Raw genomic sequence first — 14,737 nt, forward strand, 5'->3', positions numbered from 1 at the left:
CTAAAACTTTTATCTCACCTTTCGACCACAGCAATGGTCTGAACAGTAATCTTATTGAGAAACGAAAAATGAAAAAAAAGACCTTAGTGTTAAGTGCACTGGCTTTGAGCCTGAGCATGGCGCTCGCCCCTGTTACTGTTTCTGCTGCGCAAACGGCCTCTTCCGAGAGCCAGCAACTACCAAGCCTGGCACCGATGCTGGAGAAGGTAATGCCGTCTGTGGTCAGTATCAGCGTTGAGGGCACGACCACAGTAAAAACCCCACGTATGCCGCAGCAGTTTCAGCAATTCTTCGGTGACAATTCGCCATTTTGCCAGGACGGTTCCCCGTTCCAGGGTTCACCGATGTGCCAGAGCGGTGACGGTGCAGGCGGTAACGGCGGTGCGCCAGGCCCTGATACCCAGCAGGAGAAATTCCGTGCGCTGGGATCGGGCGTGATCATTAACGCCGAAAAAGGCTACGTGGTGACCAACAATCACGTGGTGAATAATGCCACCAAAATTCAGGTACAGCTCAGCGATGGTCGTCGCTATGACGCGAAAGTGATTGGTAAAGATCCCAGCTCTGATATTGCGCTGATTCAGCTGCAGGACGCCAAAAATCTGACCGCCGTGAAAATCGCTGACTCTGACAATCTGCGCGTCGGTGACTACACCGTTGCAATCGGTAACCCGTATGGACTGGGTGAAACGGTGACCTCTGGTATCGTCTCGGCGCTGGGACGCAGCGGCCTGAACGTGGAAAACTACGAAAACTTTATCCAGACGGATGCGGCGATTAACCGGGGCAATTCCGGTGGTGCGCTGGTTAACCTCAACGGTGAACTGATTGGGATTAACACCGCCATTCTGGCACCGGATGGCGGCAACATCGGTATCGGCTTTGCGATCCCCAGCAACATGGTGAAAAACCTGACGGCGCAGATGGTTGAGTTTGGCCAGGTTAAACGCGGCGAGCTGGGTGTGCAGGGTACGGAACTGAACTCCGAGCTGGCAAAAGCGATGAAGGTTGACGCACAGCGTGGAGCCTTTGTCAGCCAGGTGCTGCCAGACTCTGCTGCCGCCAAAGCGGGTATCAAAGCGGGTGACGTAATTGTCTCCATGAACGGCAAACCGCTGAGCAGCTTTGCGTCGCTGCGTGCGGAAGTCGGTTCACTGCCGGTTGGCACCACCCTGAAACTGGGCCTGCTGCGTGACGGCAAACCGGTTGATGTCTCTGTTCAGTTGCAGCAGAGCAGCCAGGCGAAAGTGCAGTCCGCAACCATCTACAACGGCATCGAAGGGGCCGATCTCAGCAATATCGAATCAGGTACTAAAGGTGTACGTGTTGATAACGTGAAACCAGGCAGTGCGGCGGCGCGTATCGGACTGAAAAAAGGCGATGTGATCCAAGGCGTTAACCAGCAGGTGGTGACCAATCTGGGGGAACTGCGCAAAGTCCTCGATACCAAACCGTCCGTCCTGGCGCTGAATGTGAAGCGCGGCGACAGCAGCATCTATCTGCTGATGCAGTAAATGCGCGGCAACTGACGAAGAGGCGGACTGCGGTCCGCCTTTTTTATGTCCGCTTTTTGCCGCGCCAGAGTGTGATGCTTACCGCAAATTCGGCAAATGACCGCCTGGCTCTGTGCAAATGCACAATGTTCTGCGTGCGGTGCTTACGTATTCTGTTTCTCCCCCCTCTTTTTCAGGAGTAATGGATGGCTACCTATCACCTTGATGCCCGGCTGGCTCAGGATATCGTGGCGCGCACCATGAAAATTATTGACAGCAATGTCAACGTGATGGATGCGCGGGGCCGCATTATCGGCAGCGGTGACCGGGAACGCATTGGGGAGTTGCACGAAGGTGCGCTGCTGGTGCTTTCACAGGGGCGCGTAGTCGACATCGACGAAGCGGTGGCTAAACATCTTCATGGCGTGCGGCCCGGCATTAACCTGCCGCTGCGCATCGATGGTGACATCGTTGGGGTCATTGGCCTGACAGGCGAGCCGCTGACGCTGCGGCACTATGGCGAACTGGTCTGCATGACCGCAGAGATGATGCTGGAGCAGGCGCGGCTGTTGCATATGCTGGCGCAGGATAGCCGTCTGCGTGAAGAGCTGGTGCTGAACCTCATCCGCAGCGATACCCTGTCGCCCCAGCTGACCGAATGGGCACAGCGGCTCGGCATCGATCTCAATCAGCCACGTGTGGTGGCCGTGGTGGAAGTGGATAGCGGTCAGCTTGGCGTCGACAGCGCGATGTCGGAGCTACAGCAGCTGCAGACACTGCTGACCACGCCGGAGCGCGATAATCTGATCGCTATCGTGTCTCTGACGGAAATGGTGGTGCTGAAACCGGCCCTGAACGGGCACGGACGTTACGATCAGGAAGATCATCGCCGCCGCGTCGGGCAGCTACTGCAGCGGATGAAAGAAAGCGGCCATTTGCGGATGCGCATCGCGCTGGGCAACTTCTTTACCGGACCCGGCAGCATCGCACGCTCTTACCGGACGGCGCGCACCACGATGATGGTGGGCAAGCAGCGTATGCCCGACGTGCGCAGCTATTTTTATCAGGATCTGGTGCTGCCGGTGCTGCTCGACAGCCTTCGCGGCGGCTGGCAGGCCAATGAGCTCGCCCGGCCCCTGGCGAAGCTCAAAAGCATGGATAACAACGGCTTGCTGCGCCGCACGCTTATCGCCTGGTTCACCCATAACGTCCAGCCGAGCGCCACCGCGCGTGCGCTGTTCATTCACCGTAATACGCTGGAGTACCGGCTGAACCGGATCTCGGAACTGACCGGGCTGAATCTTGGTCATTTTGACGACAGGCTGTTGCTTTACGTCGCTTTGCAGCTGGATGAGCAGGGGTAGGGGGCAGATTCAGGGCATAAAAAAGGCCAGCAGAGCTGGCCTTTCGGGTCGGGTTGGCAATTAACGGCTGTTACGGGTTAATTTTTCCAGGTCCGATTCAATTTCTGAGATCTTGTGGGCGACCACGCTTTCCAGATGACGCAGGTCATCCAGAATTTTGCGTTTCAGATCCACTTCAACCTGATCGCGCTGGCAAATCTGGTCCAGTTCATCGATGACATAACGCAGATTCGGGCTGATTTCCTGAACTTCTTTGTAGCCCTGCGTTGCATGATCGGCAACGACGGTTTTGCGCTGGCGCGGATATTTGAATTTAACGCTTTTCGCGAAAAACTCGCCTTTATCTTTGCGGAAGTAGATCTTCAGAATGTCGTTATTGGCTTCCTGACGCAGGCTGTAGCGGTCAATGTCATCCGGGTTACTGATACCTAAGCTTTTCAGATTGTCATACATAGCGTTGTTTCCATCAAAAGTGAGAAGCGCGCAGACTTGTTCATGACGTCCGTCAACTGTAGACATAAATAAGCGGGATGAACATTGCGCGACAGGATTTAACTGGCGCGGATTATGACCTGGATGAAAACTAAACGCACCAGTTAATTCGCGGCGCGAAGCATGTTATTTGATGAAGGCTGTAAAGAAAAGATGACGGGCTGGTTTCCAGCCCGTCAGGTGACTCAGTCGATGGTACGCAGCAGTTCGTTAATGCCTGTTTTGCTCAGCGTTTTCGCATCCACTTTCTTAACGATCACGGCACAGTAAAGGCTATAGCTGCCATCTTTGGACGGCAGGTTACCCGATACCACCACGGAACCGGCAGGCACACGGCCATAGTGTACTTCGCCCGTTTCACGGTCATAAATTTTGGTGCTCTGACCGATATACACGCCCATTGAGATCACGGAGCCTTCTTCAACAATCACGCCTTCAACGATTTCAGAGCGTGCGCCAATGAAGCAGTTGTCTTCGATAATGGTCGGATTTGCCTGCAGCGGCTCCAGTACACCACCGATACCCACGCCGCCAGAAAGGTGAACGTTTTTACCAATCTGCGCACAGGAGCCGACGGTCGCCCAGGTATCCACCATGGTGCCTTCATCTACGAAAGCACCGATGTTGACGTAAGACGGCATCAGCACCGTATTGCGGGCGATATAGGCACCCTGACGCACAGCCGCAGGGGGCACAACGCGGAAGCCCGCTTCTTTGAAACGCGCTTCATCCCAGCCGGCAAACTTCATCGGAACTTTGTCGTAAAAGCGGGTTTCTGAACCTTCCATGACCTGATTGTCATTGATGCGGAAAGAGAGCAGTACTGCTTTCTTCAGCCACTGATGCGTTACCCACTCGCCGTCGATCTTCTCAGAAACGCGCAGTTCACCGCTGTCCAGCAGGGAGATAACCTGGTTGATGGCATCACGGGTTTCGCTGTCAACGCTGGCGGGTGTAATGTCAGCGCGACGTTCGAAGGCGGATTCAATAACGCTCTGTAACTGTTGCATATTTTTTTCCTGATCTGTCATGTGCGATGCCGGGCAATAACCCGACACAAGTAAAGAGATTAATGTTTACAAATCGAGTCTGGTCACACTTTATCGTTTGGATTAAGGGCCTCTGTCAACCGTTGTTGCAACGCTTTACGCATTTCTTCGTCCAGCGCCTGACGTTCACTGTTGGCGAGAATAAACAAATCTTCGACCCGCTCGCCGATCGTACTGATGCGTGCGCCGTGCAGTGAGACACCGAGATCGGCAAAGACTTCCCCCACCCGCGCCAGCAGGCCAGGCTGATCCAGCGCCACCAGTTCAAGGTAGCTGCGACGATCGGTATGCGTCGGCAGGAAATTGACCTCAGTCTCTACGCTGAAATGCCGGAGTTTGGCTGACGGACGGCGGGTGCGCGGCGGCACCCAGTCAGACTGGGTAATCGCCTGCTCCAGCGCCTGAATGATCATCGGATGGCGATCCGGCGACAGCGGGCTGCCATCCGGCTCCAGCACAATAAAGGTATCCATCGCCATGCCGTCCCGGCTGGTGAAGATTTGCGCGTCGTGGACGCTGAGATTGCGGCGATCGAGTTCTCCGGCAACGGCAGCAAACAGATGCGGGCGATCGGGACTCCAGATAAAAATTTCGGTCCCGCCACGCGTGGCCTGTGGGCTGACCAGCACCAGCGGTTTCTTCAGATCGTGAACCAGCAAGTGGCGGGCATGCCAGGCGATCTGATTCGGGGTATGGCGCAGGAAATAATCAGCGCGGCAGCGATTCCAGATCTGATGCAGGCGTTCTTCATCAATGTTGTCCATCCGCAGCAGCGCCAGTGCCTGCAGCCGATGATGACGCACCCGCTCACGCAGATCCGGGCTGTTTTCCATGCCGCGTCGCAGCTGCTTCTCGGTGGCGAAAAAGAGCTCGCGTAACAGGCTCTGCTTCCAGCTGTTCCAGAGACTTTCGTTGGTGGCGCAGATATCTGCGACGGTCAGGCAAACCAGATAGCGTAACCGGTTCTCATTCTGCATCACTTCGGCGAACTGCTGGATCACCGTCGGGTCCTGAATATCGCGCCGCTGGGCCGTGACCGACATCAGCAGATGATGACGAACCAGCCAGGCCACCAGCTGAGTTTCACGGGAGTTCAGGCCGTGCATCTCCGCAAAATCGAGTGCATCCTGCGCGCCGAGAATAGAGTGATCGCCGCCGCGCCCTTTGGCAATGTCGTGCAACAGGGCGGCCATCAGCAACAACTCCTGCTGCGGCAGACGCGGCCACAGCTCTACGCACAGCGGATGCTGCGGACGGGTTGTTTCATTGGCAAAGCTCTCCAGCTTCTGCAATACCCGGATAGTGTGCTCATCCACCGTGTAAGCGTGGAACAGATCAAACTGCATCTGCCCGACGATATGCCCCCACAGCGGCGTGTAAGCCCATAACACGCTGTGACGATGCATGGGCACCAGCGCGCGGCTGACCGCTCCGGGATGGCGCAGAATCGACATAAAGGTGCGGCGTGCTTCCGGGATCTGACACAGCGGCTGTTTAAGATGACGACGGGCATGGCGCAGATGACGCAGGGTAGTGGAGTAAATCCCTTTGATGCTGTCGTTACGCACCATGACATAGAACATGCGCAGAATGGCCTGCGGTTCGCGCGTGAACAGGGTTTCGTCCCGCAGGTCGATCAAATTACCCCGCAACTGGAAATCGTCATCAACCGCTCTGGGTTTCTCGCTGGTGGAGAGCGCCAGAATCGCCTCATCAAACAGCTGCAGCAGCATCTGATTCAGTTCGCCAATACGCCGCGTGACCCGATAAAAATCTTTCATCATCCGTTCGACCGGCTCATTACCCTCGCCCTGGTAATTCAGGCGTTGTGCCACGCTAAGCTGACGGTCGAACAGCAGGCGGTTATCGTAGCGGGGCAGAGAGAGATGCAGCGCAAAGCGGATGCGCCAGAGAAACGCCTGGCATTCATTAAGTTCGCTGCGCTCTGCGTCGGTGAGAAAACCAAAGCCGACCATCTCATCCAGCGTAGTGGCCCCAAAATGGCGTCGCGCGACCCACTGCAGCGTATGGATGTCGCGCAGGCCACCGGGGCTGCTTTTAATGTCCGGCTCAAGGTTATAGCTGGTGCCGTGGTAACGCTTGTGGCGCTCCTGCTGCTCTTCAATTTTGGCGGCAAAGAAGGTGGATGAGGGCCAGAAACCGTCGCTGAAGATGTTTTTCTGCAGTTCCAGAAACAGTGCTACGTCGCCGGTCAGCATCCGCGACTCGATAAGATTGGTGGCAACCGTGAGGTCGGACAGGCCTTCCAGCAGACACTCTTCCAGCGTACGGACGCTGTGGCCCACTTCCAGCTTGAGGTCCCACATCAGCGTCAGCAGATCGCTGGTGCGCTGTGCCGCCTGTTCATCCAGCGGCTGGCGGCTGAGGATCAGGACATCAATGTCAGAGAGTGGATGCAGTTCGGCCCGGCCATAGCCACCCACCGCGACCAGCGCGATTGCCGGCATCGCATCAAAGCCAAAGAAGCGCCACAGGCGACGCAGCAGCCGATCGATAAACAGTGTCCGGGCATCAATCAGCGGCTCAACCGCTTCACCGGCATCAAATGCGGCAGCCAGATGTTGCTGAAACTGCTCCAGCCGCAGCTTCAGAATGTCGCGGGTTAGCTGGTCGTCACCCCATTCGGCGGGTGAATCGACCAGACCGTTTTTCACATCTTCCGACAGACTCACGCTCATGCAGCTCTTCTCTTTTTTAGCCAAAAAAAAGCCGGCTCAGCGCCGGCTTGATCTGTATTGGGGGAATCACCCTTCGGCGACGAGCACAGCAGGCAGCGTATCGTCTTTGCGCAGGGTCAAAATCTCACAGCCGTTTTCCGTCACCACAATAGTATGCTCATACTGCGCGGACAAGCTGCGATCTTTGGTTTTTACCGTCCAGCCATCTTTCATCGTGCGGATGCGGTAATCCCCGGCATTCACCATCGGTTCAACCGTGAACGTCATGCCTGCCTGAAGGACAACGCCGCTGTCATCGGCGTCATAATGCAGCACCTGCGGCTCTTCGTGGAAGCCCTTGCCGATGCCGTGACCGCAATATTCACGGACAACAGAGAAGTCGTTCGCTTCAACATATTTCTGAATAGCCCGGCCCAGTTCGCGCAGGCGGATGCCGGGCTTAATCAGACGCAGGGAAAGATAGAGGCTCTCCTGCGTGACGCGGCACAGGCGCTCGCCCTGAATGGTCGGCTTGCCGACGATAAACATCTTTGAGGTATCGCCGTGGTACTCATCTTTAATCACGGTGACATCAATATTGACGACATCACCATCTTTTAACGGGCGATCGTCGCTGGGAATACCGTGGCACACCACTTCGTTCACGGAGATGCAGACCGACTTCGGAAAGCCGTGATAGCCGAGACAGGCAGAGACCGCCTGTTGTTTTTGGGTAATGTGCTCGTGGCAGATGCGGTCCAGTTCACCGGTGGTCACACCCGGTTTAACATAGGGTTCGATCATCTCCAGCACTTCAGCGGCCAGGCGGCCCGCGACGCGCATTTTTTCGATTTCTTCAGGGGTTTTAATTGAAATTGACATTAAATTAATCCGCAGTTGTCGAAAAATTCGACAATAATAAGTTCTGTGCTGTCATGTTAGCAGCCAGCAAATGGGCTGCCAAATAGAGAACGCGCTGGCCTCTGTCAGCGATCATTTATTGGCGTCACCGGGCTGGTTGTGGTATAAAGCGCGCCGACGATTCTCTGTATGGCCGTTTCGGTCAGCAGGAAACGCATAACTCTCATTATGTGTAATAAAACACACATGTATCGACACATACGCCGGGGTGCCTTGAAAGAGGTCGGTCGTATGGGATACATGGAGGCCCAACCCCAATCAAACTTTAGAGGTTTTATCATGGCAACTGTTTCCATGCGCGACATGCTCCAGGCTGGTGTTCACTTCGGTCACCAGACCCGTTACTGGAACCCAAAAATGAAGCCATTCATCTTTGGTGCTCGTAACAAGGTTCACATCATCAACCTGGAAAAAACTGTTCCTATGTTCAACGAAGCTCTGGCTGAACTGAACAAGATCGCTTCCCGTAAAGGTAAGATCCTGATCGTAGGAACTAAGCGCGCTGCTGCTGAAGCGGTAAAAGAGTCTGCACTGAGCTGCGACCAGTTCTTCGTAAACCACCGCTGGTTGGGTGGCATGCTGACCAACTGGAAAACCGTGCGTCAGTCAATCAAACGTCTGAAAGATCTGGAGACTCAGTCTCAGGATGGTACTTTCGACAAACTGACCAAAAAAGAAGCGCTGATGCGTGCGCGTGAGCTGGCCAAGCTGGAAAACAGCCTGGGCGGTATCAAAGACATGGGCGGTCTGCCAGACGCGCTGTTTGTTGTTGATGCTGACCACGAACACATCGCAATCAAAGAAGCAAACAACCTGGGTATCCCGGTATTTGCTATCGTTGATACCAACTCAGATCCAGATGGCGTTGATTTCGTTATCCCAGGTAACGACGATGCGATCCGTGCTGTAAACCTGTACCTGACTGCCGTTGCGACTACCGTTCGTGAAGGCCGCTCTCAGGACCTGGCTGAGCAAGCTGAAGAAGCGTCTTTAGAAAACGCTTAATAAGGTTTGCTCTGCATAAGAGCCCTTAGCATTCAGATGTGATCTGTAAGGGGCCTATAGTGGCCCCTTTATTTTATCTAAGTCTGTTACGCCCCCAAACGGACGGCGGGACAGAGTAAATTTTCCGCAAATAAGTGTCTGCTGGTGCACATGTACACAGGCACGAACCGAGGATTCTGGAATGGCTGACATTACCGCTGCATTGGTAAAAGAACTGCGCGAGCGTACTGGCGCTGGCATGATGGATTGCAAAAAAGCGCTGACTGAAGCGAACGGCGACATTGAGCTGGCGATTGAGAACATGCGTAAATCTGGCGCAATCAAAGCAGCGAAAAAAGCAGGCAACGTTGCTGCTGATGGCGTAATCAAAACCAAAATCGTTGGCGACTACGGTGTGATTCTGGAAGTTAACTGCCAGACTGACTTCGTAGCAAAAGATGGCGGTTTCCAGGCGTTCGCAGACAAAGTTCTGGATGCGGCTGCAGCTGATCGCGTTACCGACGTTGAAGTTCTGAAAGCGCAGTTCGAAGAAGAGCGCGTTGCACTGGTTGCTAAAATCGGTGAGAACATCAATATTCGCCGCGTTGCAATCCTGGAAGGCGCAGAGCTGGGCAGCTACCTGCACGGTGCACGTATCGGCGTTCTGGTTTCAGCGAAAGGCGCTAACGAAGATCTGATCAAACAGATCGCTATGCACGTTGCAGCGAGCAAGCCTGAATTCGTTAAGCCAGAAGACGTTTCTGCTGACGTAGTTGATAAAGAGTACCAGGTTCAGCTGGACATCGCGATGCAGTCTGGCAAGCCTAAAGAGATCGCAGAGAAGATGGTTGAAGGCCGTATGAAGAAATTCACCGGCGAAGTCTCTCTGACCGGTCAGGCTTTCGTTATCGACCCAAGCAAAACCGTTGGCCAGGCTCTGAAAGAGCAGGGCGCTGACGTGATCAACTTCATCCGCTTCGAAGTGGGTGAAGGCATCGAGAAAGTTGAGTCTGACTTCGCTGCAGAAGTTGCAGCAATGTCCAAGCAGTCTTAATGCTCTGAAAGAACCGCCAGATGGCGGTTCTTTTTTGTCTGTGAATCGCAACAGACACGTTTTCAGTTTCATCCCAATAGCATTTTCTTTGCGGTAAGCGGATGATCGATCAGAATTTACTTCTCCTTTACACCCAATCTTCCAGGAAGAACTGACCATGGCGACCAACGCAAAACCTGTTTATCAACGTATCCTGCTTAAACTCAGCGGCGAAGCTCTGCAAGGCGCTGAAGGTTTTGGTATCGACGCGAGTGTGCTTGACCGCATGGCACAAGAGGTTAAAGAGCTGGTTGAGCTGGGCATCCAGGTTGGCGTGGTGATTGGCGGAGGGAACCTGTTCCGCGGCGCGAGCCTGCAGCAGGCAGGCATGAACCGCGTCGTAGGTGACCACATGGGTATGCTGGCCACCGTGATGAACGGCCTGGCGATGCGTGATGCACTGCACCGCGCCTATGTGAATGCACGCCTGATGTCAGCGATTCCACTGAATGGCGTCTGTGACAACTACAGCTGGGCAGAAGCCATCAGCCTGCTGCGTAACAACCGCGTGGTGATCTTCTCCGCCGGTACCGGCAACCCGTTCTTTACCACCGACTCTGCGGCGTGTCTGCGCGGCATTGAGATTGAAGCGGACGTGGTGCTGAAAGCGACCAAAGTTGACGGCGTCTACTCTGCCGATCCGGTGAAAAGCCCGGACGCGACGCTGTATGATCAACTGACCTATGCTGAAGTGCTGGATAAAGAGCTGAAAGTGATGGATCTGGCGGCCTTTACCCTGGCGCGTGACCACAAATTACCTATCCGTGTTTTCAACATGAATAAACCTGGCGCACTGCGTCGCGTAGTGATGGGTGAAAAAGAAGGCACCCTGATTACGCATTAATACCCGAGGCGAGATAAAATAAGGTATATTCTGTCAGCGCGATGAGAATGCATCGCGCACCAGTCAGGATTATCGATGATTATCGATCCCGCTTCCGGTTACGCCGGAACTGGCCAGGTCAAACCGAATCCAAGGGTTTCAACGTGATTAACGACATCAAAAAAGATGCTGATACGCGCATGGAAAAATGCGTTGAAGCATTCAAAACTACCATCAGCAAAGTGCGCACCGGTCGTGCGTCACCTACGCTGCTCGACGGCATCGTCGTCGAATATTACGGCACGCCGACGCCACTGCGTCAGCTGGCTTCTGTCACTGTGGAAGATTCGCGCACGCTGAAAATCAACGTGTTTGATCGTTCACTGAGTCAGGCAGTCGAAAAAGCGATCATGAAGTCCGATCTCGGTCTGAACCCAAGTTCAGCCGGTACTGACATCCGTGTTCCGCTGCCAGCGCTGACAGAAGAGCGTCGTAAAGATCTGATTAAAATCGTGCGCGGCGAAGCCGAGCAGGGCCGTGTGTCGGTACGTAATGTCCGTCGCGATGCCAACGATAAAATCAAAGCGCTGCTGAAAGATAAAGAAATCAGCGAAGACGACGAACGTCGTGCGCAGGATGAAGTGCAAAAAATGACCGATGCGTACATCAAGAAAGTTGATGCTGCACTGTCAGAAAAAGAGACGGAGCTGATGGATTTCTGATTCCATCACCGCCGCACAAAACGCCGTACAGAGAGGTATTCGTATGAATGCGACATCTGGCGGCGTTTTACATTGTGCCTATGGGCACGCTGACTTCACACGGATAGCCTCATGAAGCGATTAACTCTGCTGGGATCCACCGGCTCCATCGGCACCAGCACGCTGGCGGTGGTTCGCGCCAACCCGGAGCTTTATCAGATTACGGCGCTGGTTGCCGGGCACAATGTGGCGCTGATGGCCGAACAGTGTGCGGCCTTTGCGCCACGCTACGCCTGCATGGCAGACGAGACATCTGCCGCTGCGCTGCGTGAGCGACTGAGAGCAATCAGGGTGAAAACTGACGTGCTCTCCGGCGTTCAGGCAGCCTGCGAGCTGGCCGCGCTGGATGAGGTGGATCAGGTGATGGCGGCCATTGTGGGGGCGTCAGGTTTGCTGCCAACGCTGGCAGCCATTCGTGCCGGGAAAACGGTGCTGCTCGCCAACAAAGAATCGCTTGTCACCTGCGGCCGTTTGTTTATGGAGGCGGTGCGTCATCATAACGCTCAGTTACTACCGGTCGACAGCGAGCATAACGCCATTTTTCAGAGTTTACCGGCTACCATCCAGCATCAGTTAGGTTACGCTGACCTGCGGGATAATGGCATTGAGTCGATTATCCTTACGGGATCGGGTGGTCCTTTTCGTGACACAGATTTAGCGGATCTCAGCGCCATGTCGCCGGATCAGGCCTGTGCACATCCGAACTGGTCGATGGGGAGAAAAATCTCTGTCGATTCGGCCACCATGATGAATAAAGGTCTTGAGTACATTGAAGCCCGTTGGCTGTTTAATGCCAGCGCAGCGCAGATGGAAGTGATCCTTCACCCACAGTCGGTGATTCACTCCATGGTGCGATACTGCGATGGCAGCGTGCTGGCTCAGTTAGGTTCTCCCGATATGCGCACGCCCATTGCCCATAGCATGGCCTGGCCTTCGCGCATTCAAGCAGGCGTGACGCCGCTGGATTTTACCCGCATGTCGGCGCTGAGCTTTGCAGAACCTGATTTTAGTCGCTATCCCTGTCTGAAGCTGGCCATTGATGCCTGTGAGGCAGGGCAGGCGGCGACCACCACGCTGAATGCAGCCAACGAGGTTGCCGTCGCGGCTTTCCTGAATCACCAGATCCGCTTCACCGACATCGCAGCACTGAATAGTGCGGTGATGGCGGCACAAGTGTGTCCGGAGCCGGATTCGGTGGACGCTGTCCTTGAAATCGATCGTGCCGCACGCGCGCTGGCGACAGAAAAGTTGCCGCGCTTCACGTCGTGAAGCCGATCGTTATGAGGCCATTTGTTCGCTTCAGGTGAAAATGGTATAGTCGCTGGCTCGCGTTTCACGGTCTGTCACCGAATTCGGTGTGGCCCGGCACTGAGAGTGTGTCGGGATTTGAATCGGGCGCAATGTATTCAGAAACCACAGCATTTCTGATGAAAGGAATTGGTTAAGCGTTATGTCGTCTAACAATCACAACAACACTGATGACCAGCAGGGAAACGGTCCGCGCCACGTCGCTATCATCATGGATGGCAACGGTCGCTGGGCCAAAAATCAGGGAAAATTGCGTATTTCAGGCCACAAAGCGGGCGTTAAATCGGTGCGCCGTGCCGTCAGCTTTGCGGTCAGCAACAATCTTGAAGCCCTGACGCTTTACGCCTTCAGCAGTGAAAACTGGAGTCGTCCGGCGCAGGAAGTCACCGCGTTAATGGAACTGTTTGTCTGGGCGCTCGACAGCGAAGTTAAGAGCCTGCATAAACACAATGTTCGCTTACGCGTCATTGGCGATACCAGCCGTTTCAGCCCGCGTATTCAGGAACGTATTCGCCGTTCTGAGACGCTGACCGCAAATAATAGTGGCCTGACGCTCAACATTGCTGCCAACTATGGCGGCCGTTGGGATATTATCGAAGGCGTGAAAAAACTGGCTGAACAGGTTCAGGAAGGATTACTGCGACCTGACCAGATTACCGAAGAGAGCCTGACGTCGCAGCTCTGCATGCAGGAGCTGGCGCCAGTGGATTTAGTGATAAGGACCGGGGGAGAGCATCGGATTAGCAACTTCCTGCTGTGGCAGATTGCCTATGCTGAATTCTATTTTACCGATGTGCTCTGGCCGGATTTCGATGAACACGTTTTTGAAGGTGCACTGAATGCATTCTCTCTGCGGGAGCGTCGTTTTGGCGGCGCTGCACCAGGCGGCGCCTGAGCAATCTGGGGGTAACCTTTGCTGAAGTCTCGTCTGATTACCGCGTTGATATTAATTCCGTTGGTAATAGCTGCACTGTTCTGGTTACCACCTGTGGGTTTTGCCCTTACAACCATCGTTATCTGTATGCTGGCCGCCTGGGAGTGGGGACAGCTTGCAGGGATGGCATCCCGGCAACAGCGCGTCTGGCTGGCTGTACTTTGTGGTCTGCTGCTGGCCCTGATGCAGTTTACACTGCCACCTTATCAGCATGATGTGCATCTGCCACAGGTCGCGACATCGCTTTGGGCGTCGCTGGTGTGGTGGGTCGTTGCATTGCTGCTGGTACTTTCCTATCCCGCCTCCGCGGCCTTCTGGCGTCATTCACGCCCGCTTCGCTTACTCTTTGGCGTCTTAACGCTGGTGCCTTTTTTCTGGGGCATGGTGGCGCTGCGCCAGTATCACTATGACACTGACCACTTCGCTGGTGCCTGGTGGCTGCTGTTTGTCATGTTACTGGTGTGGGGGGCGGATTCCGGTGCCTACATGTTTGGCAAGCTGTTCGGCAAGCACAAGCTGGCACCCAGGGTCTCTCCGGGTAAAACCTGGGAAGGCTTCCTGGGTGGGCTGGTCTCCTCGGCGCTGATTGCGCTCCTGTTTGCCACGCTGGCTCCGCTGACGGTCTCCACCGGTACACTGGTGATTTGCGCGATTATTGCGACGCTGGCCTCCGTCCTGGGCGACCTCACTGAAAGCATGTTTAAACGTGAAGCGGGCATCAAAGACAGTGGCAATCTGATCCCGGGTCATGGCGGCATTCTTGATCGCATTGATAGTCTGACTGCGGCGGTGCCGGTGTTTGCCTGTTTGTTGCTGCTGGTATTCCGCACCCTTTAA

The 14,737-nt window shown here is 54.8% G+C and carries 13 protein-coding genes; 9 read left to right on the forward strand and 4 right to left on the reverse strand.

Annotated features, from left to right (window positions below; translation table 11 throughout):
- Positions 1 to 68: 68 nt before the first annotated feature.
- Both degP and N5J69_RS20230 read left to right on the forward strand, forming a co-directional pair.
- Positions 69 to 1,514 carry a serine endoprotease DegP gene (degP, locus tag N5J69_RS20225; protein ID WP_279772422.1) on the forward strand — a complete coding sequence of 482 codons (1,446 nt, stop codon included), beginning with the start codon at positions 69 to 71 and terminating at the stop codon, positions 1,512 to 1,514.
- Positions 1,515 to 1,699: 185 nt separating this feature from the next.
- Positions 1,700 to 2,857, forward strand: a complete 1,158-nt coding sequence (locus N5J69_RS20230) for a CdaR family transcriptional regulator (RefSeq protein WP_279772424.1) — start codon at positions 1,700 to 1,702, stop codon at positions 2,855 to 2,857.
- A 60-nt stretch (positions 2,858 to 2,917) separates the two neighbouring features.
- Here N5J69_RS20230 and N5J69_RS20235 read toward each other — a convergent pair whose 3' ends face one another.
- From N5J69_RS20235 to map, 4 genes are all read right to left on the reverse strand, one after another.
- Entirely contained in the window at positions 2,918 to 3,310 is a 393-nt protein-coding gene (locus N5J69_RS20235; RefSeq protein WP_033731626.1) for a DUF3461 family protein, read from the reverse strand.
- A gap of 224 nt (positions 3,311 to 3,534) precedes the next feature.
- Positions 3,535 to 4,359 carry a 2,3,4,5-tetrahydropyridine-2,6-dicarboxylate N-succinyltransferase gene (gene dapD / locus N5J69_RS20240; protein WP_279772425.1) on the reverse strand — a complete coding sequence of 275 codons (825 nt, stop codon included), beginning with the start codon at positions 4,357 to 4,359 and terminating at the stop codon, positions 3,535 to 3,537.
- 83 nt (positions 4,360 to 4,442) lie between these two features.
- Positions 4,443 to 7,097 (reverse strand): bifunctional uridylyltransferase/uridylyl-removing protein GlnD, encoded by a 2,655-nt coding sequence (gene glnD, locus N5J69_RS20245; protein ID WP_279772427.1) that lies wholly within the window; start codon positions 7,095 to 7,097, stop codon positions 4,443 to 4,445.
- A 66-nt stretch (positions 7,098 to 7,163) separates the two neighbouring features.
- On the reverse strand, positions 7,164 to 7,958 hold the full coding sequence (map, locus tag N5J69_RS20250; RefSeq protein WP_279772428.1) for a type I methionyl aminopeptidase: 795 nt from the start codon (positions 7,956 to 7,958) through the stop codon (positions 7,164 to 7,166).
- A gap of 318 nt (positions 7,959 to 8,276) precedes the next feature.
- On the opposite strand from map, the gene rpsB reads away from it, so the two are divergent.
- The 7 genes from rpsB (at position 8,277) to cdsA (ending at position 14,737) form a co-directional block, all read left to right on the forward strand.
- The gene (rpsB, locus tag N5J69_RS20255) at positions 8,277 to 9,002 is read left to right on the forward strand and encodes a 30S ribosomal protein S2 (protein ID WP_031375276.1); all 726 of its coding nucleotides are present in this window, start codon (positions 8,277 to 8,279) and stop codon (positions 9,000 to 9,002) included.
- Positions 9,003 to 9,183: 181 nt separating this feature from the next.
- A complete protein-coding gene (tsf, locus tag N5J69_RS20260) occupies positions 9,184 to 10,035 on the forward strand; it encodes a translation elongation factor Ts (protein WP_013356839.1) in 852 nt (283 codons plus the stop codon).
- A gap of 157 nt (positions 10,036 to 10,192) precedes the next feature.
- Positions 10,193 to 10,918: a UMP kinase gene (gene pyrH, locus N5J69_RS20265; RefSeq protein ID WP_013356840.1), complete on the forward strand. Its 726-nt coding sequence runs from the start codon at positions 10,193 to 10,195 to the stop codon at positions 10,916 to 10,918.
- A 143-nt stretch (positions 10,919 to 11,061) separates the two neighbouring features.
- Complete coding sequence (gene frr, locus N5J69_RS20270) at positions 11,062 to 11,619, forward strand: ribosome recycling factor (protein WP_279772429.1); 558 nt, start codon at positions 11,062 to 11,064, stop codon at positions 11,617 to 11,619.
- Positions 11,620 to 11,730: 111 nt separating this feature from the next.
- Positions 11,731 to 12,927 (forward strand): 1-deoxy-D-xylulose-5-phosphate reductoisomerase, encoded by a 1,197-nt coding sequence (ispC, locus tag N5J69_RS20275; protein WP_279772431.1) that lies wholly within the window; start codon positions 11,731 to 11,733, stop codon positions 12,925 to 12,927.
- Positions 12,928 to 13,108: 181 nt separating this feature from the next.
- Positions 13,109 to 13,861, forward strand: a complete 753-nt coding sequence (gene ispU / locus N5J69_RS20280; protein ID WP_009091989.1) for a (2E,6E)-farnesyl-diphosphate-specific ditrans,polycis-undecaprenyl-diphosphate synthase — start codon at positions 13,109 to 13,111, stop codon at positions 13,859 to 13,861.
- An 18-nt stretch (positions 13,862 to 13,879) separates the two neighbouring features.
- Complete coding sequence (gene cdsA / locus N5J69_RS20285) at positions 13,880 to 14,737, forward strand: phosphatidate cytidylyltransferase (protein WP_279772432.1); 858 nt, start codon at positions 13,880 to 13,882, stop codon at positions 14,735 to 14,737.

The sequence above is a fragment of the Pantoea sp. GD03673 genome, assembly GCF_029844725.1.
In the GTDB taxonomy this organism is placed as follows: domain Bacteria; phylum Pseudomonadota; class Gammaproteobacteria; order Enterobacterales; family Enterobacteriaceae; genus Pantoea.

Excerpts from the sequence above, each read along its gene's own strand:
- degP (WP_279772422.1), top strand. The coding sequence starts at position 69 with ATGAAAAAAAAGACCTTAGTGTTAAGTGCACTGGCTTTGAGCCTGAGC.
- N5J69_RS20230 (WP_279772424.1), top strand. The coding sequence starts at position 1,700 with ATGGCTACCTATCACCTTGATGCCCGGCTGGCTCAGGATATCGTGGCG.
- N5J69_RS20235 (WP_033731626.1), bottom strand. The coding sequence starts at position 3,310 with ATGTATGACAATCTGAAAAGCTTAGGTATCAGTAACCCGGATGACATT.
- dapD (WP_279772425.1), bottom strand. The coding sequence starts at position 4,359 with ATGCAACAGTTACAGAGCGTTATTGAATCCGCCTTCGAACGTCGCGCT.
- glnD (WP_279772427.1), bottom strand. The coding sequence starts at position 7,097 with ATGAGCGTGAGTCTGTCGGAAGATGTGAAAAACGGTCTGGTCGATTCA.
- map (WP_279772428.1), bottom strand. The coding sequence starts at position 7,958 with ATGTCAATTTCAATTAAAACCCCTGAAGAAATCGAAAAAATGCGCGTC.
- rpsB (WP_031375276.1), top strand. The coding sequence starts at position 8,277 with ATGGCAACTGTTTCCATGCGCGACATGCTCCAGGCTGGTGTTCACTTC.
- tsf (WP_013356839.1), top strand. The coding sequence starts at position 9,184 with ATGGCTGACATTACCGCTGCATTGGTAAAAGAACTGCGCGAGCGTACT.
- pyrH (WP_013356840.1), top strand. The coding sequence starts at position 10,193 with ATGGCGACCAACGCAAAACCTGTTTATCAACGTATCCTGCTTAAACTC.
- ispC (WP_279772431.1), top strand. The coding sequence starts at position 11,731 with ATGAAGCGATTAACTCTGCTGGGATCCACCGGCTCCATCGGCACCAGC.
- ispU (WP_009091989.1), top strand. The coding sequence starts at position 13,109 with ATGTCGTCTAACAATCACAACAACACTGATGACCAGCAGGGAAACGGT.